Origin of the sequence: Pseudomonas faucium (assembly GCF_021602585.1) — a bacterium.
Classification (GTDB): Bacteria; Pseudomonadota; Gammaproteobacteria; order Pseudomonadales; family Pseudomonadaceae; genus Aquipseudomonas; species Aquipseudomonas faucium.
Genome location: NZ_BQIP01000023.1, coordinates 1 through 17,141, shown reverse-complemented (window position 1 = coordinate 17,141; position 17,141 = coordinate 1). Strand labels below are relative to the sequence as shown.

The 17,141-nt window shown below is 61.9% G+C and carries 15 protein-coding genes and 1 pseudogene; 12 read left to right on the top strand and 4 right to left on the bottom strand.

Annotation, left to right across the window (positions count from 1 at the left end; translation table 11 throughout):
• Positions 1–282: 282 nt before the first annotated feature.
• From thiI to L6D75_RS22040, 5 genes are all read left to right on the top strand, one after another.
• Complete coding sequence (thiI, locus tag L6D75_RS22060) at positions 283–1,737, top strand: tRNA uracil 4-sulfurtransferase ThiI (RefSeq protein WP_176512982.1); 1,455 nt, start codon at positions 283–285, stop codon at positions 1,735–1,737.
• Positions 1,738–1,863: 126 nt separating this feature from the next.
• Positions 1,864–3,687, top strand: a complete 1,824-nt coding sequence (typA, locus tag L6D75_RS22055) for a translational GTPase TypA (protein ID WP_016489590.1) — start codon at positions 1,864–1,866, stop codon at positions 3,685–3,687.
• A 355-nt stretch (positions 3,688–4,042) separates the two neighbouring features.
• Positions 4,043–4,627 carry a 2OG-Fe(II) oxygenase gene (locus L6D75_RS22050; RefSeq protein WP_176512981.1) on the top strand — a complete coding sequence of 195 codons (585 nt, stop codon included), beginning with the start codon at positions 4,043–4,045 and terminating at the stop codon, positions 4,625–4,627.
• A gap of 6 nt (positions 4,628–4,633) precedes the next feature.
• Positions 4,634–5,437 (top strand): hypothetical protein, encoded by an 804-nt coding sequence (locus L6D75_RS22045; RefSeq protein ID WP_176512980.1) that lies wholly within the window; start codon positions 4,634–4,636, stop codon positions 5,435–5,437.
• 49 nt (positions 5,438–5,486) lie between these two features.
• Positions 5,487–6,041 carry a hypothetical protein gene (locus L6D75_RS22040; protein ID WP_176512979.1) on the top strand — a complete coding sequence of 185 codons (555 nt, stop codon included), beginning with the start codon at positions 5,487–5,489 and terminating at the stop codon, positions 6,039–6,041.
• Positions 6,042–6,137: 96 nt separating this feature from the next.
• On the opposite strand, the gene L6D75_RS22035 is transcribed toward L6D75_RS22040, so the two are convergent.
• Positions 6,138–6,542 carry a YkgJ family cysteine cluster protein gene (locus L6D75_RS22035; protein WP_016395391.1) on the bottom strand — a complete coding sequence of 135 codons (405 nt, stop codon included), beginning with the start codon at positions 6,540–6,542 and terminating at the stop codon, positions 6,138–6,140.
• A 188-nt stretch (positions 6,543–6,730) separates the two neighbouring features.
• Here L6D75_RS22035 and L6D75_RS22030 point away from each other — a divergent pair, with 188 nt between their 5' ends.
• From L6D75_RS22030 to L6D75_RS22020, 3 genes are all read left to right on the top strand, one after another.
• A complete protein-coding gene (locus L6D75_RS22030; RefSeq protein WP_176512978.1) occupies positions 6,731–9,181 on the top strand; it encodes a glycogen/starch/alpha-glucan phosphorylase in 2,451 nt (816 codons plus the stop codon).
• A 255-nt stretch (positions 9,182–9,436) separates the two neighbouring features.
• A complete protein-coding gene (locus L6D75_RS22025; protein ID WP_008100945.1) occupies positions 9,437–10,447 on the top strand; it encodes a class 1 fructose-bisphosphatase in 1,011 nt (336 codons plus the stop codon).
• 3 nt (positions 10,448–10,450) lie between these two features.
• A complete protein-coding gene (locus tag L6D75_RS22020; RefSeq protein WP_176512977.1) occupies positions 10,451–11,047 on the top strand; it encodes a DUF924 family protein in 597 nt (198 codons plus the stop codon).
• Between the two features lie 117 nt (positions 11,048–11,164).
• Here the strand turns inward: L6D75_RS22020 and L6D75_RS27655 are convergent, their stop codons facing one another.
• Together L6D75_RS27655 and L6D75_RS27650 are read right to left on the bottom strand one after the other, a co-directional pair.
• Entirely contained in the window at positions 11,165–11,890 is a 726-nt protein-coding gene (locus L6D75_RS27655) for a methyl-accepting chemotaxis protein (RefSeq protein WP_414708173.1), read from the bottom strand.
• A gap of 129 nt (positions 11,891–12,019) precedes the next feature.
• A pseudogene (locus tag L6D75_RS27650) lies at positions 12,020–13,057 on the bottom strand (cache domain-containing protein); the annotation flags it as partial.
• Positions 13,058–13,281: 224 nt separating this feature from the next.
• On the opposite strand from L6D75_RS27650, the gene bamE reads away from it, so the two are divergent.
• Complete coding sequence (gene bamE, locus L6D75_RS22010) at positions 13,282–13,536, top strand: outer membrane protein assembly factor BamE domain-containing protein (protein WP_079230016.1); 255 nt, start codon at positions 13,282–13,284, stop codon at positions 13,534–13,536.
• Positions 13,533–14,105, top strand: coding sequence for a lipocalin family protein (locus L6D75_RS22005; RefSeq protein WP_176512975.1), 573 nt, complete (start codon positions 13,533–13,535; stop codon positions 14,103–14,105). The genes bamE and L6D75_RS22005 overlap by 4 nt, the downstream gene beginning before the upstream one ends.
• A 50-nt stretch (positions 14,106–14,155) precedes the next feature.
• Here L6D75_RS22005 and L6D75_RS22000 read toward each other — a convergent pair whose 3' ends face one another.
• Positions 14,156–15,520, bottom strand: coding sequence for a formimidoylglutamate deiminase (locus L6D75_RS22000; protein WP_176512973.1), 1,365 nt, complete (start codon positions 15,518–15,520; stop codon positions 14,156–14,158).
• A gap of 143 nt (positions 15,521–15,663) precedes the next feature.
• Between L6D75_RS22000 and hutC the strand changes: the two genes are divergently transcribed.
• Positions 15,664–16,374 (top strand): histidine utilization repressor, encoded by a 711-nt coding sequence (hutC, locus tag L6D75_RS21995; protein ID WP_176513002.1) that lies wholly within the window; start codon positions 15,664–15,666, stop codon positions 16,372–16,374.
• A complete protein-coding gene (locus L6D75_RS21990) occupies positions 16,371–16,943 on the top strand; it encodes a HutD/Ves family protein (protein WP_176512971.1) in 573 nt (190 codons plus the stop codon). Before hutC ends, L6D75_RS21990 begins: the two co-directional genes overlap by 4 nt.
• Positions 16,944–17,141 lie beyond the last annotated feature (198 nt).

The following is a 17,141-nucleotide window of genomic DNA, read 5'->3' as shown; positions in this document are numbered from 1 at the left end:
CTCTTAAGGGGCGGATTTCAATGGTGGCGCACTAAAAAGGTGCGTTTGTTGAGGGTTGTGCTTCCTTTAAGGGCCTCATCGCCGGCAAGCCGGCTCCCACCAGGTCAACTGCAAGCCTCAAGACCTGCGGTCTCCCCTGTGGGAGCCGGCTTGCCGGCGATGAGGCCGGGGCAGGCAAACATAAATCCAACCTTCTGTACAAAAGTTGGTCAAATCCTGAGCAATTTCCGATATAATTCGCGCCCCTCATTTTCGGCAGGCCCTGCGCGCGCTGTTAAACCAATGAAACTTATCGTCAAAGTCTTTCCAGAGATCACCATCAAGAGCCGGCCGGTGCGCAAGCGCTTCATCCGCCAGCTCGGCAAGAACATCCGCAACGTGCTCAAGGATCTCGATCCGGAGCTCGCGGTCGATGGTGTCTGGGACAATCTCGAAGTGGTCACCCGCGTCGAGGACGAGAAGCTCCAGCGCGAAATGATCGAGCGCCTGACCTGCACCCCGGGTATCACCCACTTCCTGCAGGTCGAGGAATACCCGCTGGGCGACTTCGACGACATCGTCGCCAAGTGCAAGCAGCACTTCGGCCACCTGCTCGAAGGCAAGCGCTTTGCCGTGCGCTGCAAGCGCGGCGGCCACCACGACTTCACCTCGATGGACGTCGACCGCTACGTCGGCAGCCAGCTGCGCCAGCAATGCGGCGCCGCCGGCATCGACCTGAAGACCCCTGAAGTGCTGGTACGCATCGAAATCCGCAACCAGCGCCTGTACGTGATCCACAACCAGCACCAGGGCATCGGCGGCTACCCGCTGGGCGCCCTGGAGCAGACCCTGGTGCTGATGTCCGGTGGTTTCGACTCCACCGTGGCGGCCTACCAGATGATGCGCCGCGGCCTGATGACCCACTTCTGTTTCTTCAACCTCGGCGGCCGTGCCCACGAGCTGGGGGTGATGGAAGTCGCCCACTACCTGTGGAAGAAGTACGGCAGCAGCCAGCGCGTGCTGTTCATCAGCGTGCCGTTCGAGGAAGTGGTCGGCGAGATCCTCAACAAGGTCGACAACAGCTACATGGGCGTGACCCTCAAGCGCATGATGCTGCGCGGCGCCGCGCACATGGCCGATCGTCTGGATATCGAAGCGCTGGTCACAGGCGAGGCGATCTCCCAGGTCTCGAGCCAGACGCTGCCGAACCTGTCGATCATCGATTCGGCCACCGACAAGCTGGTGCTGCGCCCGTTGCTGGCCAGCCACAAGCAGGACATCATCGACCAGGCCACCGAAATCGGCACCGCCGACTTCGCCAAGCACATGCCCGAATACTGCGGCGTGATCTCGGTGAACCCGACTACCCATGCCAAGCGCCACCGCATGGAGCATGAAGAGAAGCAGTTCGACATGGCGGTGCTCGAGCGTGCCCTGGAGCGTGCCAAGTTCATCTCGATCGACCATGTGATCGACGAGCTGGGCAAGGACGTGGAAGTCGAGGAAGTGCGCGAAGCGCTGCCGGGCCAGATCGTCATCGACATCCGCCACCCCGACGCCCAGGAAGACCAACCGCTGCTGATCGACGGCGTCGAAGTGCAGGTCATGCCGTTCTATGCGATCAACAGCAAGTTCAAGCAGCTGGATGAAACCCGCCAGTACCTGCTTTATTGCGACAAAGGTGTGATGAGCCGCCTGCACGCACACCACCTGCTCAGTGAGGGACATGCCAATGTGCGTGTTTATCGTCCGGCATAAGATGCCAGGGCTGTATGGCGGCAGCATCCGCCATCGCCCTCCCGACCGCCGGGCCTGCTGAGCCTTTTAACTTCATATTGGCCGCCTAGACTGGCGGCAACCGAATCCTCTGATCGAGATACAGTTGTGATCGAAAATCTGCGTAACATCGCCATCATCGCCCACGTTGACCATGGTAAAACCACCCTGGTCGACAAACTCCTGCGTCAGTCCGGCACTCTGGAGCGTAACGAGCTCAACGACGAGCGCGTCATGGACTCCAACGACCAGGAAAAAGAGCGCGGCATTACCATTCTGGCGAAGAACACCGCCATCAACTGGAACGGCTACCACATCAACATCGTCGACACCCCCGGCCACGCCGACTTCGGTGGCGAGGTTGAGCGTGTAATGTCGATGGTCGACTCCGTGCTGCTGCTGGTCGACGCCCAGGACGGCCCGATGCCGCAAACCCGCTTCGTGACCAAGAAGGCCTTCGAAGCCGGCCTGAAGCCGATCGTCGTGATCAACAAGGTCGACCGTCCGGGCGCGCGTCCTGACTGGGTTCTGGACCAGATCTTCGACCTGTTCGACAACCTCGGTGCCACCGACGAACAGCTGGACTTCAAAGTCGTCTACGCCTCGGCCCTGAACGGCATCGCCGGCCTGGACCACACCGAGATGGGCGAAGACATGACCGCCCTGTACCAGGCTGTCATCGACCACGTTCCAGCGCCAGCCGTTGACCGTGACGGTCCATTCCAGATGCAGATCTCCGCACTGGACTACAACAGCTTCCTGGGTGTGATCGGCGTTGGCCGTATTGCCCGTGGTCGCATCAAGCCGAACACCCCGGTTGTCGCCATCGACGCCGACGGCAAGAAGCGTAACGGCCGTATCCTCAAGCTGATGGGCCACCACGGCCTGCACCGCGTCGACGTCGAAGAAGCCCAGGCTGGCGACATCGTCTGCATCAGCGGTTTCGACGAGCTGTTCATCTCCGACACCCTGTGCGACCCGACTGCCGTCGAGGCGATGAAGCCGCTGACCGTTGACGAGCCTACCGTTTCGATGACCTTCCAGGTCAACGACTCGCCGTTCTGCGGCAAGGAAGGCAAGTTCGTCACCAGCCGTAACATCAAGGACCGTCTGGACAAAGAGCTGCTGTACAACGTTGCCTTGCGCGTTGAAGAAACCGACTCCCCAGACAAGTTCAAGGTCTCGGGCCGTGGCGAGCTGCACCTCTCGGTACTGATCGAAACCATGCGTCGCGAAGGCTTCGAGCTGGCCCTGGGCCGTCCGGAAGTGATCATCCGTGAAGTGGACGGCGTGAAGCAGGAACCGTTCGAAAACGTCACCATCGACATCCCTGAAGAATCCCAGGGCAAGGTCATGGAAGAGATGGGCCTGCGTAAGGGCGACCTGACCAACATGGTTCCGGATGGCAAGGGCCGTGTACGCCTGGAGTACAACATCCCGGCTCGTGGTCTGATCGGTTTCCGTAACCAGTTCCTGACCCTGACCAACGGTGCAGGCATCCTGACCTCGATCTTCGATCGCTACGACGCTGTGAAGTCCGGCCACATGTCCGGCCGTCAGAACGGCGTACTGGTTTCGGTCGAAACCGGCAAGGCGCTGACCTACTCGCTGGAAACCCTGCAGGCGCGTGGCAAGCTGTTCGTCGAGCACGGCCAAGAGATCTACAACGGTCAGATCATCGGCCAGAACAGCCGCGACAACGACCTGGGCGTCAACCCTACCAAGGGCAAGAAGCTCGACAACATGCGTGCTTCGGGTAAAGACGAAGTCATCGCCCTGGTTCCGCCTGTTCGCTTCACCCTGGAGCAGGCTCTGGAATACATCCAGGAAGACGAGCTGTGCGAAGTCACGCCGAAGTCCATCCGTCTTCGCAAGAAGATCCTGGACGAAAGCGAGCGTACCCGCGCTGCCAAGAAAGCCAAGAACAGCTGAGTTAGCTTTGGCTGAATGAAAACGCCCCCGGTCGAAAGGCCGGGGGCGTTTTTGTTTGCCTTGTTGAAAGCTTCGTAGGAAGTCGCTGTCTTTTGTTGGTGCATGGTGACGGCGAAAAGCACAGCACCCTGATTAGACGTCCGAGTCGCCGAGCACGGCGGCCAAATGGGCGTGGATCCGTTGTGGCGTCGATCAGCGATGTGCCCAAACACTCCATCACCCTCATGGATTCGTAGAGTACTCAGTGAATGCCCAGGGCTATTGTTGCCCTTGAAGATGTATTTCCCTGTTTTTAGGCGTTGCGTTCAGGCTTATTTTTGGCTTTCCGATACTTCTTGGTTGGGAGAGTCAACGTATGACTGGGGTTCTTGCGTGTCGTGATATTTGTATTATTGATGACGGCATTACAGACGATGAACATTCAAAGATTTTAAAGCTTTTAGCGGGTTCGCTATGGCGATATGGGTGGCCCTATCCCTACTCGCCGCTTGACCGGCCATGCTGGCATAGTTTTATTGCCGGCACTCGTCGTGATGAGTTGGAAGACTGTGAACAGGAATTACGCCAGCGTTCAGATTGGGGGTTTCTTGCAGATATATGGGCGCGTATGAAAACAGCGCATATGCCATCCGCGATATTGTTGGGTGTGTATGCCAATGGTCAGACAAGCGGCCAGGATGGCCCCATTCATCGTGATAATACCGATCAGGCGCCTGGTAGAACGGTAATGGTTTTCTGTAGCGAACACTGGGCTACGTGCTGGGGCGGGGAATTGGTTTTTTATAGCTATGACAAGGAAAGTATTGTCATGGCGGTTCAACCCAATCCTAAGCGAGTTGTCATTTTTAATGGGCAGGTGCCTCATGGTGCGAGGGCACCCGCCGCTAGTTGCAATCGCCTACGAATGAGTGTGGCTTTCAAAACTCTGATCAGGGAGTAATGGGTCATGACCAAAACTGTTGAAGTCATCATGGGGTATGTCGATACACCGGTAGGCGTGGGGGCGGCAGCTACAGCGTTGACGGATCAATACAATAGTGATAAGTCAGGATTTGCTTTGGTGAACCAGAGTGTTCAGACGGGGGCGGCAGTGGCGGGTATTACATCAATTGTGAAGTTGGCTGCTGGTTTCACTCCATTTCTGAATATAAACACAAATACACTTGCGGCTACTACCGTATTGCTCAAAATTACGGCTCAGTACCGAACGGATCAGACTTTTGATGAGGGGGATATATTAAGTTTGGTAGGGAATGTTGCGGGAGTTGTGGGTGGGGTGACATTGTTGGCTGGGGCAGGTCGGGTGGCTGGTGTATTTACCGCTATAGGCGTGGCTGCAAATATTGTAGGAATTGTAAACTCAGATACGGCGAAAAATCTGTACCAGACCTTAGTAGATCCGATTTTGCAAAGGCATTTTTTTGAAAATCCGAATGCGACTTACCCTGATTATTGGGTTGCGCCAGACTTGACGCTTGCAACACTTGCCCAGATTCATACAGTGTATGCAGGGAAAGTTGCTGTTACCCGTTGGGATCCTGATACGCAAAATGTTGCAATTGATGGCGATAGCCTTCATCTCTACGAAATTGTTGGTGGCAGCGGTGGTGGGTATATTGGTGTGCCTGGTGTAATTGAAGGACCTCTGGTATTTCCATTGCCGGAGTCTCCAGGGTGGAGCATTGATATCGGGCCGTTAGAAATCATCCCGCCGGGAGGAGGGCTCGGAGGTACTGACAGGTATCATTGATGCGATTTAGCTGAAGTGGTTCAAGGGGAATTGATCCGAGGAGGGGTGTTTGGCTTCACTTACTGAGTTTATTAAAGTGCTTTCGGAGGCTCCTCCTAAGCAGCGTGTTCAATTACTTTTGGTCGTCGCAGTCAGTATGCTGGCTTTCACTGCGCTCTATATCGATGACTTAAGAACGTACACAGCACCCGATATGTCCAACATGACTGTCATAGAAGGGCGAATTTCCGGATACCCAAGCGGTTGGGAGCATAACAGGGGCCTGCTAAAATTCAGCGTTTCGTACATGTTCGAAGGCGTTCGTCAAGGGAAGCGCATCTACACCTACCCTGAGCTCTTCGAGCAGTCAGGGCTGAAAATCAATTCAAAGGTATTGCTGACAGTCGAGCGCCTGGAAGAAGGTAGCATGGTGCGCGAGCTGGCCACATTGGACGGACGAGTTCTTTATGATGATCGATTCAACCAGCAAGTCATCGCCTGGAACAACGAGTCGATAAGAGCCTCGCTGGTGCTGGGTATTCTGGGGGCAATCGTTGTCGCAGTCGTCGCATTGATCACGGTTGTACGCAATCGGCGGGAAATCTTTCAGGCTCGCCGATCTTAGCGTCAGCTTGCCGATGGGGGTGAATTTTGCCTGTTCTCACAGGTGTCATTTATACCCGCGCACCGGCTACCTGAAAGTGATCAGAGCAAGCAGGGATCAGCGCACGTTGGCCTTGGGCTTATAAGCACAGTACCCCGGCCGCGGCCCGATCTTGGGGTGGTTGCGGCAGGTGTCCGGGCGCTTGTCATAAATGGTGCACAGCCGGCTCTTACGATCCAGATAGAGGCAATCGTCGTTGCTCATGCGGGTCAGGGTGAAGATCCCCGACTTCTGGTTGAAGCGCTCGATGATGCCGTCTTTCTGCAGGCGTTTGGCGATGTTCTTCGGTGGCTCGTCCTTTTCGAACTCGTCCACCACGCCAATGCGGATCAGGTCTTTGATCTTCACTTCCACCGGCAGGGTGCAGCAGGTCGAATGGCAGCCCCCGCACATGTGGCTGGCATAGCGCTGCCAGGTTTCCAGGCGGTCGACTTCGGCTGCGGCAATCAGGGTCGTTTTCATCGTTATATAAGAGCGGGATCACGGTCTTGGGGCGCGCGATCATACCGGAGTTGTTCAATTTGTGAACAACCTTTTGCCGGATTCATCTGCCGGGCATGAAAACTGCGAACCGTGGCTGTCACTCCCTGTCGAAGGGTCTAGTCTCAACACTCTCCCTCCGCTTTCGTCAACTTGCCCGAGGATGCCGCATGTCCCAGGAACCCAAAGCACGTGACGCCGAGGTGGCCGATTTTCGCGCCGCTGTACTGGACAAGCTGACCTACGCGGTCGGCAAGGACCCGGAACACGCCTTCGACCACGACTGGTTCGAAGCCATCGCCCTCGCGGCCCGCGACCACATGGTCGATCACTGGATGGACCACACCCGGCAGGCCTACCGGCGCAGCCAGAAACGGGTGTACTACCTCTCCCTGGAATTTCTCATTGGCCGGCTGCTGTACGACAGCCTGAGCAACCTGGGCCTGCTGGACATTGCCCGCGACGCGCTGCAAGGCCTGGACGTGGACCTGGAACGCATTCGCCTGCTCGAGCCGGACGCGGCGCTGGGCAATGGCGGCCTCGGCCGTTTGGCCGCGTGTTTCATGGAAAGCATGTCGACCCTCGGCATCGCTGCCCACGGCTATGGCATCCGCTATGAACACGGCCTGTTCCGCCAGGCCGTGGTCGATGGCTGGCAGCAGGAGCAGACCGAAAACTGGCTGGACTTCGGCAACCCCTGGGAGTTCGAGCGGGCCGAGGTGATCTACCCGATCAGCTTCGGTGGCAGCGTGGAAACGGTCAACGACAGCCACGGCAGGCAGCGCCAGGTGTGGTGGCCGGGTGAAACGGTGCGGGCGGTGGCCTACGACACGCCGGTGGTCGGCTGGCGCGGCGCCAGCGTCAACACCTTGCGCCTGTGGCGTGCGCGGGCGCTGGAAGAGCTGCACCTGGAGCGCTTCAATGCTGGCGACCACCTGGGCGCCGTCGCCGAAGTGGCGCGGGCCGAAAGCATCTCGCGGGTGCTGTACCCGGCAGACAGCACCGAGGCGGGGCAAGAGCTGCGCCTGCGCCAGGAATACTTCTTCGTCTCGGCGTCGCTGCAAGACCTGCTGCGCCGCCACCTGAACATGCACAAGGACCTGCTCAACCTGCCGGACGCCGCGGCCATCCAGCTCAACGACACCCACCCCTCGATCGCCGTGGCGGAGTTGATGCGCTTGCTGGTCGACCAGCACGAGGTGCCGTGGGACAAGGCCTGGGAGCTGACCGTCGGCACGCTCGCCTACACCAACCACACCCTGCTGCCCGAGGCCCTGGAAACCTGGCCGGTGGCGCTGATGGAGCGCATGCTGCCGCGGCACATGCAGATCATCTACCTGATCAACGCCTTCCACATCGACGGCCTGCGGGCCAAGGGCCTGCACGACTTCGACGTGCTGCGCGCGGTGTCGCTGATCGAGGAAGAGGGCGGGCGCCGGGTGCGCATGGGCGCCCTGGCGTTCCTTGGCTCGCACAGCGTCAACGGTGTGTCGGCGCTGCACAGCCAGCTGATGAAGAGCACGGTGTTCGCCGAGCTGCACAAGCTCTACCCGCAACGGATCAACAACAAGACCAACGGCATCACCTTCCGCCGCTGGCTGTACCAGTCCAACCCGCAGCTCACGGCGATGCTGGTGGAAGCCCTGGGCCCCGAGCTGCTGGACGACCCGCAAGGGCGCCTGGCCGAACTGGTGCCGTTCGCCGACAAGAGCAGCTTTCGCAAGGCATTCGCCGCGCAGCGCCTGCACAGCAAGCGGGCGCTGGCCAGCATCATCCAGGACCGCCTCGGCATCACGGTCAACCCCGAGGCGCTGTTCGATGTGCAGGTCAAGCGCATCCACGAATACAAGCGCCAGTTGCTCAACCTGCTGCACACCGTGGCCCTGTACCAGGCCATACGCAACGACCCCAGCACCCACTGGGTGCCGCGGGTGAAGATCTTCGCCGGCAAGGCCGCGGCGAGCTACCACCAGGCCAAGCTGATCATCAAGCTGGCCAACGACATCGCCCGGGTAGTCAACAACGACCCGACCGTGCGCGGCCTGCTCAAGGTGGTGTTCCTGCCCAACTACAACGTCAGCCTGGCCGAAAGCATCATCCCGGCGGCCGACCTGTCCGAGCAGATTTCCACCGCCGGTTACGAGGCCTCCGGCACCAGCAACATGAAGTTCGGCCTCAACGGTGCGCTGACCATCGGCACCCTGGATGGCGCCAACGTCGAGATGTGCGAGCAGGTGGGGGCGGACAACATGTTCATCTTCGGCCTCACCGCGCAGCAGGTCGAGGCGCGCCGGCGGGCCAACGACTTTGGTGCCGGTGCCGCGATTGCCGGCTCCCATCGCCTGAGCGACGTGCTGCAGGCGATCCGCAGCGGGGTGTTCTCGCCGGATGACCCGGGGCGTTACGCCGGCTTGATCGATGGCCTGGTGGCTTATGACCGGTTCCTGGTGTGCGCCGATTTCGATGCCTACTGGGATGCCCAGCGCAGGGTCGAGGAGTTGTGGCACACGCCGCAGGAATGGTGGCGCATGGCGGTGCTGAACACCGCGCGGATGGGCTGGTTCTCGTCGGACCGGACCATCCGCGAATATGCCACCGAGATCTGGAAGGCGCTGGACTGAGGCATGGGGCCGCATAGCGGCCCGATCGCCGGCAAGCCGGCTCCCACAGGGGGTGTGCATGCGCGGTCGAGGTGGGAGCTGGCTTGCCAGCGATTGGGCTGCGCAGCAGCCCCACCTGACCATCGGCCTGGCGAGCGCTGAACTACCGACCTATTGTGCCGTCTGACAGCCCAGGCGAGTCTCATCGCTCGCTAGCTCGCAACTCTCCCTGTAAACTGCGGGGGTTTTTCTCCCCCAATCCTTTCGGAGCCATACATGTCCCGCGTTACCCTGAGTCGCTATCTGATTGAGCAGACCCGCAGCAACAATACCCCTGCCGATCTGCGCTTCCTGATCGAAGTGGTGGCGCGTGCGTGCAAGGAAATCAGCCACCATGTCTCCAAAGGCGCCCTGGGCGGCGTACTGGGCAGCATGGGCACCGAAAACGTGCAGGGCGAAGTGCAGAAGAAGCTCGACGTGATTTCCAACGACATCCTGCTCGAAGCCAACGAGTGGGGCGGCCACCTGGCCGGCATGGCCTCCGAGGAAATGGACAACGCCTACCAGATTCCGGGCAAGTACCCCAAAGGCGCCTACCTGCTGGTCTTCGACCCGCTGGACGGCTCGTCGAACATCGACGTCAACGTTTCGGTCGGCACCATCTTCTCGGTACTGCGTTGCCCTAACGAGTACCTGAGCCAGAACGAAACCCTGAACGAAAACGCCTTCCTGCAGCCAGGTACCGAGCAGGTCGCCGCCGGTTACGCCATCTACGGCCCGCAGACCATGCTGATCCTGACCCTGGGCAACGGCGTCAAGGGCTTCACCCTGGACCGCGAGCTGGGCAGCTTCGTGCTGACCCACGAGAACATCCAGGTGCCGGCAACCACCGCCGAATTCGCCATCAACATGTCCAACCAGCGTCACTGGGAAGCCCCGGTACAGCGCTACGTGGGCGAGCTGCTGGCGGGCGAGACCGGCCCGCTGAAGAAGAACTACAACATGCGTTGGATCGCCTCGATGGTGGCCGACGTGCACCGCATCCTCACCCGTGGCGGCCTGTTCATGTACCCGCGCGATGCCCGCGAGCCGAGCAAGCCGGGCAAACTGCGCCTGATGTACGAAGCCAACCCGATGTCGTTCATCATCGAGCAGGCCGGCGGCGCGTCCACCAACGGTTACGATCGCATCCTCGACATCAAGCCCGAGAGCCTGCACCAGCGCGTGTCGGTGATCCTCGGCTCGAAGGAAGAGGTCGAGCGTGTGACCGCCTACCACAAGGAGTAACCCATGCTCGCACCTTGGCAGCCGTTGCTGGAATGGTGGTTCGGTTGGGGCAACAGTGCCCAGGCCGTGGCTGACGAGAAGAGCACGCTGTGGTTCGGCAAGCATCACGATGCCGACGCCCAGGCGCTGTTTGGCGATCTGGTCGAGCATGCCCTGGCGGGTGGGCTCGACGAGTGGCAGCAGAGCCCGCAGGGCTGGCTCGGCCTGCTGATCCTGCTGGACCAGCTGCCGCGCATGCTCTACCGCGACACGCCGCGCGCCTTCGAAGGCGACCGGCGTGCGCAGGTGGTGGCGATGCAGGGTTTGCAGAAGGGCTGGGATTACCAGCTGCTGCCGATCCAGCGGGTGTTCGTGCTGCTGGTGCTGGAGCATGCCGAGGTGCTGGACTGGCAGAACCTGAGTGTCGAGCGCTACCGGATCCTGCTCGATGAGCAGCCGGAGGCGAGCCGCCGGTTGTTCGAAGGCTTCCTCGACTATGCCGAGCAGCATCAGCGGGTGATTGCCCGGTTCGGGCGCTTCCCCCATCGCAACCTGATGCTGGGCAGGCCCAGCACCAGTGAAGAGATGGACTTTTTGCTGGAGCCTGGGTCCAGGTTCTGAGGTGATGGGCCTGCTGCGCAGGCCTTTCGCGACACAAGGCCGCTCCTACAGGAACATGCGATCCCCTGTAGGAGCGGCCTTGTGTCGCGAAAGGGCCGCAAAGCGGCCCCGTCCATCTCAGATCCTGAAACTCCCCACCAACTGCTGCAACCGATCGACCTGATGCTCAAGGTCGGTGCAGGCACGCAACGTGCTCTGCAAGTTCTGCACCCCTTCCTGATTCAGCGTATTGATCTCGGTGATGTCGACATTGATCGACTCGACCACGGCCGTCTGTTCCTCGGTCGCCGTGGCCACCGACTGGTTCATACCATCGATTTCGCCAATGCGCTGGGTCACGCTGCCCAGGCGCTCACCCGCCTGGTTGGCAATGCCCACGCTATGGTCGCTGTGCTCGCGGCTCTGGTTCATGGTGCTGACCGCCACCTGCGCACCGGCCTGCAATTCCTCGATCAGGCGCTGCACCTGCTGCGCTGATTCCTGGGTGCGGTGGGCCAGGTTACGTACCTCGTCGGCCACCACGGCAAACCCGCGGCCTGCCTCGCCGGCCCGCGCCGCCTCGATCGCGGCATTGAGCGCCAGCAGGTTGGTCTGCTGCGAGATGCCGCTGATCACATCGAGAATCTGGCCGATGTTCGCCGTGTGCGCATTCAGCGTTTCGATGTTGCCGCAGGAGTCGCTGATGCGCGCCGAGAGCTGGTTCATCACCTCGATGGTGCGCCCCACCACCTGCTGGCCATCCTGCGCCAGGCCCCGGGCCTCGCTGGAGTGCTGCGAGGCCAAGGCGGCGTTCTGGGCGATTTCCTGGGCGGCGGCGCCCAGCTGGTTGATGGCCGCGGCCACGCTGCTGGTGCGGCTCGACTGCTGGTCGGCGTTGTGGATCGAGGCGTTCGAGGCGCTCACCACCTGGCTGGCCACCGCGTTGACCTGGCCGGTGGCCGAGGCCACTTCGCGAATCGACTCGTGGATGCGCTCGACGAAGCGGTTGAACGATTGCCCCAGGCTGCCGAATTCATCCTGGGCGTGGATGCTCAGGCGCCGGGTCAGGTCGCCTTCACCCTCGGCGATGTCGTGCATGGCGCGGCCCATCAGGTGCAGCGGCTCCATCAGCACGCGAATCAGCAGGCCGAGCAGGGCGATGATCACCACCACGGCAATCAGCGTGGCGACGATCGCCGAGGTGCGCAGTTCGCCGAGCATGGCAAAGGCGGCGTCCTGGTCGACCACCAGGGCCACGTACCAGTCCGCCGAGGGCACGCCGTCGACGTGGGTGAAGTTGATGAACTGCTTGCGGCCATCGAGCTCGACTTCCTTCAGGCCGCTGCCGATGCGCGGGGTGTCGAGCGGGTACACGTCGGCCAGGCTCTTGAGCGCAAGCTCGGCCTTGGGGTGGATCAGGATCTTGCCCTCGCCGTTGACGATGAAGGCGTGGCCATGGCCCTCGAAGTTCAGCGTGTTGATCAGGTTGCTGATGGTCTGCAGGTCGGTGTCGGCACCACTGACGCCCAGCAGGCGGCCCGCTTGCTGGACCGGCGTGGCCAGGGTGATCACCAGCTTGCCGGCAGACGCCGAAATGTACGGCTCGGTGACGATGGTGCGGGTGCCGGCGCTGGCGGCCTTGTACCAGCCGCGAACCCGCGGGTCGTAGTCGGCGGCGCGGTTGCCCAGCGGTACCGATTGCATGCTGCCGTCCTGGCCGCCGAAATAGGTGAGCTGGAAATTGCTGCCATACACCGGCAGCGCCAGGCTGCGGTCGAGGCTGGCCTTGCCGGGGCCATCGATGGCAATTTGCTGGGCCAGCGAGTCGAGCAGCTGGATGCGGCTGTCGAGCCAGTTGCGGATGGTGCCCGCGGTGAGGCCGCCCAACTCCTGCAAGGTGTTTTGCGTATCGCTGCGCAGCGACTGGCGCTGGCGGTAGTCGTTGAACAGCACGAAACAGGTGAAGGCAACGGCCACCACGAGGGCGGCGGCCAGCAGGATCTTGTGGCTGAACTTCAGGTTCTTGGTCATTTTTTTGCGGTCTGCACAAGGCACGTCGGAGGGGAGGCTGCGGCAATTCGCCACAGCCGCTTGCTGTGTCGTCCGCGGCGGCGGAAACATTAATCGTTTGCGCAGGTCCAGCCGACCAACGGCGTAGAACGAAAGGGGGGGTGGCAGGGAACCAGGGGAGGATTTTCCCGTCGAAGGTCACTGCAGGCCACTCGCCTGTTTCCACCTTTCAGGAGTGTTCCTTCATGTCGTTGCGTTCCCTCGCCCTGTTGTCCTTGTGCGTCGTCCTGACTGCGTGCAGCAAGATCAATCAGGAAAACTATTCCAAGCTCAAGGCCGGTATGAACAAGGCCGAGGTCGAGCAACTGCTCGGCACGCCCACCGAGTGCTCCGGCGCCCTGGGCATGAGCAGCTGCACCTGGGGGGACGAGAAGAGCTTCATCAGCGTGCAGTACGCCGCGGACAAGGTACTGATGTATTCCGGGCAGGGCCTCAAATGACCCGTGTGCACCTGCTGCTGGGGTTGTGCCTGGTGATGCTGCTCGGTGGCTGCGCCACCTCGGCCAACGACCCGCTGGTTCCCAAGACCGCGGGCAATGTCGACCTCAAGCGCTACCAGGGCAAATGGTATGAGCTGGCGCGCCTGCCGATGCCGTACCAGAGTGAGTGCGCCCAGTCCGAGGCGCATTACAACCTCAAGCCCGATGGCTCGTATGGCGTGCTCAACCGTTGCCGCACGATGGGTGACGAGTGGCTGCGCGCCGAGGGCCACGCCAACATCCAGGAGCCGGGGCATACCGACAGGCTGTGGGTCGAGTTCGACAACTGGTTCACCCGCCTCGTGCCGGGGCTGACCAAGGGCGAGTACTGGATCCTGTACGTGGACGATCGCTACCGCACCGCCATCGTCGGCAGCCCGGATCGCAAGTACCTGTGGATTCTTTCGCGCACGCCGACCTTGCCGGCCTGGGAGCGCGAGAGCCTGTTGTCCAAGGCGCGGCAGCAGGGGTATGACACCAGCCGGCTGATCTGGCGCACGCCGGACAAGCAGATCGTGCAGATGCACTGAGGTTGCCAGTACTGGCCCCATCGCCGGCAAGCCGGCGATAGGCCTGTTCGTTAACCCAGCAATTGGCGCAGTACTTCCACAAACGCCCGCGCACTGTCCGCTTCCTGCGCGTGGCGCCCCTGGCGCACCACCCACTGCCCGTTCACCATCACATCGCGCACCTGGCGATCGCCACCGGCGAACAGCCAGCGGTTGAGAATCGCATCGCCCTCGGCCATGGCGATGTACGGGTCCTGCCCATCCAGCACCAGCCAGTCGGCACGCTTGCCCACCGCCAATTCGCCCAGCGGCTGCCCCAGCGCCTGGGCGCCGCCGCTCAGGGCCGCGTCATACAACGTGCGCCCGACCATCGGCTGGTCTTCGCGGTAGAGCCGGTTGCGGCGCTGGTCGCGCAGGCGTTGGCCATACTCCAGCCAGCGCAGTTCCTCGACCACGCTCAGTGACACATGGCTGTCCGAGCCAATGCCCATGCGCCCGCCCTGGGCCAGGTAGTCCACGGCCGGGAAAATACCGTCGCCCAGGTTGGCCTCGGTGGTCAGGCACAGGCCCGCCACCGCGCCGCTGCGGGCCATCGCCGTCACCTCCTGCGGGTCGGCATGGGTGGCATGCACCAGGCACCAGCGCGCATCCACATCGACGTGGTCGTACAGCCACTGCAACGGGCGCTGGCCGCTCCAGGCCAGGCAGTCGTCGACTTCCTTCTGCTGCTCGGCGATGTGGATGTGGACCGGGCATTGTCGGTCGCTCGCGCCGAGCACCTCGGCAATCTGCCCCGGGGTTACCGCGCGCAGCGAATGGAAGCACAGGCCCAGCTGCTGCGCCGGTTGCGCGGCCAGCAGTGGGGCCAGCTGCGCTTGCAGGTTCAGGTATTGCTCGGTGGAGTTGATGAAGCGCCGCTGCCCGTCGTTGGGCGCCTGGCCGCCAAAGCCGGCGTGGCTGTACAGCACCGGTAGCAGGGTCAGGCCGATGCCGCAGCTGGCGGCGGCCGCGCTGATGCGGCGCGACAGCTCGGCCGGGTCGGCGTAGGCCTTGCCCGCCTGGTCATGGTGCACGTAGTGGAACTCGGCCACCGAGGTGTAGCCGGTCTTGAGCATCTCGATGTAGAGCTGGCGGGCGATGACCTCCAATTGCTCCGGGGTGACCTTGCCGACCAGCCGATACATCAGCTCGCGCCAGGTCCAGAAGCTGTCGTTGGGGTTGCCCGCCACTTCCGCCAGGCCCGCCATGGCCCGCTGGAAGGCATGCGAATGCAGGTTGGGCATGCCGGGCAGCAAAGGCCCGTTCAGCCCCTCGGCGCCCTCGGCGCTGGCATCGGCTGCAATGGCGGCCAGCAGGCCATCGGTGGTGACTTCTAAACGGACATTATTGGCCCAACCGCTGGGCAGCAGGGCACGTTCGGCAAAGTAGGCGGGCATTGCGCTATCCTGTTATTGTTCAACTTGTATATACATATACAGCCGTTTGCCTGCCGGGTAAACTCCGGCAAGCTACCTTCAATCACTTCGCACAAGGATCAAACGCCGTGCCGACACCTCCTGTCTCCGCGCTGGTAGCCCAGATGGGCGAGGGCCCGGCGCCGCTGTATGCCCGGGTCAAGCAGATGATCGTCCAGCAGATCGAAAACGGCAGCTGGCCGCCGCACCACCGGGTGCCGTCCGAGAGCGAGCTGGTCAGCCAGCTGGGCTTCAGCCGCATGACCATCAACCGCGCCCTGCGCGAGCTCACCGCCGAAGGGCTGCTGGTGCGCATGCAGGGCGTGGGTACCTTCGTTGCCGAGCCCAAGACCCGCTCCGCGCTGTTCGAGGTCAACAACATCGCCGACGAGATTGCCGCGCGCGGCCACCAGCATAGCTGCCAGGTCATCGTCCTGGCCGAGGAAGCGGCCGGCTCCGAGCGCGCCCTGGCGCTGGACATGCGCGAAGGCCAGCGGGTGTTCCATTCGCTGATCGTGCACTTCGAGAACGGCGTGCCGGTGCAGATCGAAGACCGCTTCGTCAACGCGCTGATCGCCCCGGACTACCTCAAGCAGGACTTCACCCGGCAAACGCCATACGCCTACCTGTCCCAGGTGGCGCCGCTGACCGAAGGCGAGCACGTGGTCGAGGCGATTCTCGCCGAGCCCGACGAGTGCAAGCTGCTGCAGATCGAACGCGGCGAGCCTTGCCTGCTGATCCGCCGGCGCACCTGGTCGGGCCGCCAGCCGGTGACCGCGGCGCGGCTGATCCACCCCGGTTCCCGTCATCGCCTGGAAGGACGTTTCAGCAAATGAGCCAGTTGCAGTTAGTGCGTGCCCAAGATTACCCGCGCATGCCGTGGAAGAACGGCGGGGGCTTTACCGAGGAGATCACCCGCGATGCCGGCGATGGCCTGGACGGCTTCGGCTGGCGCCTGTCGATCGCCGATATCGAGGCGTCCGGTGGCTTTTCCAGTTTTGCCGGTTACCAGCGCATCATCACCGTGCTGCAGGGCGATGGCATGCGCCTGACCGTGGACGGCGAGCACGCCCGGCCGCTGTTGCCGTTCGATGCCTATGCCTTCAGTGGCGAGAGCCAGGTGAGCTGCACCTTGCTGGGTGGGCCGATTCGCGATTTCAACCTGATCTATGCGCCTGGGCGTTACCGGGCGCGCTTGCAGTGGTTCAACGGTGGCAGCCGGCTGTTCAGTGCGGCCGATACGGTGCTGGTGTTCAGTGCCCAGGCCGAGCTGCAGGTGAGCATCGATGGCCAGGCGCGTTCGCTGGGTTTGTATGACTGCTTGCAGCAGAGCGGCAACCAGCGGTTGCTGGAAGTGGATGTGCTGGGGCGCTGCTGCGTGATCGAGCTGATCCAACTCTCGTAGTGCTAGCACTGGCCCCATCGCCGGCAAGCCGGCTCCCACAAGGTTTCTCGGCAACCCTGGAGGCGGTGTGGGAGCCGGCTTGCCGGCGATAGGGCCCGTACAACCCCCACAAAAGTTACCCGGTAACGCTCCCAAACGGAGCAGCCTGTTACCGTTCGCCCCAGGATGGCGCAATGCCATCGCCCTGCAGCACGGTGA

Bases quoted from the DNA above. Each gene is read 5' to 3' on its own strand.
- L6D75_RS22030 (WP_176512978.1), top strand. From the start codon at position 6,731: ATGTCCCAGGAACCCAAAGCACGTGACGCCGAGGTGGCCGATTTTCGC.
- L6D75_RS21990 (WP_176512971.1), top strand. From the start codon at position 16,371: ATGAGCCAGTTGCAGTTAGTGCGTGCCCAAGATTACCCGCGCATGCCG.
- L6D75_RS22000 (WP_176512973.1), bottom strand. From the start codon at position 15,520: ATGCCCGCCTACTTTGCCGAACGTGCCCTGCTGCCCAGCGGTTGGGCC.
- thiI (WP_176512982.1), top strand. From the start codon at position 283: ATGAAACTTATCGTCAAAGTCTTTCCAGAGATCACCATCAAGAGCCGG.
- L6D75_RS22050 (WP_176512981.1), top strand. From the start codon at position 4,043: ATGACTGGGGTTCTTGCGTGTCGTGATATTTGTATTATTGATGACGGC.
- L6D75_RS22035 (WP_016395391.1), bottom strand. From the start codon at position 6,542: ATGAAAACGACCCTGATTGCCGCAGCCGAAGTCGACCGCCTGGAAACC.
- bamE (WP_079230016.1), top strand. From the start codon at position 13,282: ATGTCGTTGCGTTCCCTCGCCCTGTTGTCCTTGTGCGTCGTCCTGACT.
- L6D75_RS22020 (WP_176512977.1), top strand. From the start codon at position 10,451: ATGCTCGCACCTTGGCAGCCGTTGCTGGAATGGTGGTTCGGTTGGGGC.
- L6D75_RS22005 (WP_176512975.1), top strand. From the start codon at position 13,533: ATGACCCGTGTGCACCTGCTGCTGGGGTTGTGCCTGGTGATGCTGCTC.
- L6D75_RS22045 (WP_176512980.1), top strand. From the start codon at position 4,634: ATGACCAAAACTGTTGAAGTCATCATGGGGTATGTCGATACACCGGTA.
- L6D75_RS22025 (WP_008100945.1), top strand. From the start codon at position 9,437: ATGTCCCGCGTTACCCTGAGTCGCTATCTGATTGAGCAGACCCGCAGC.
- hutC (WP_176513002.1), top strand. From the start codon at position 15,664: ATGGGCGAGGGCCCGGCGCCGCTGTATGCCCGGGTCAAGCAGATGATC.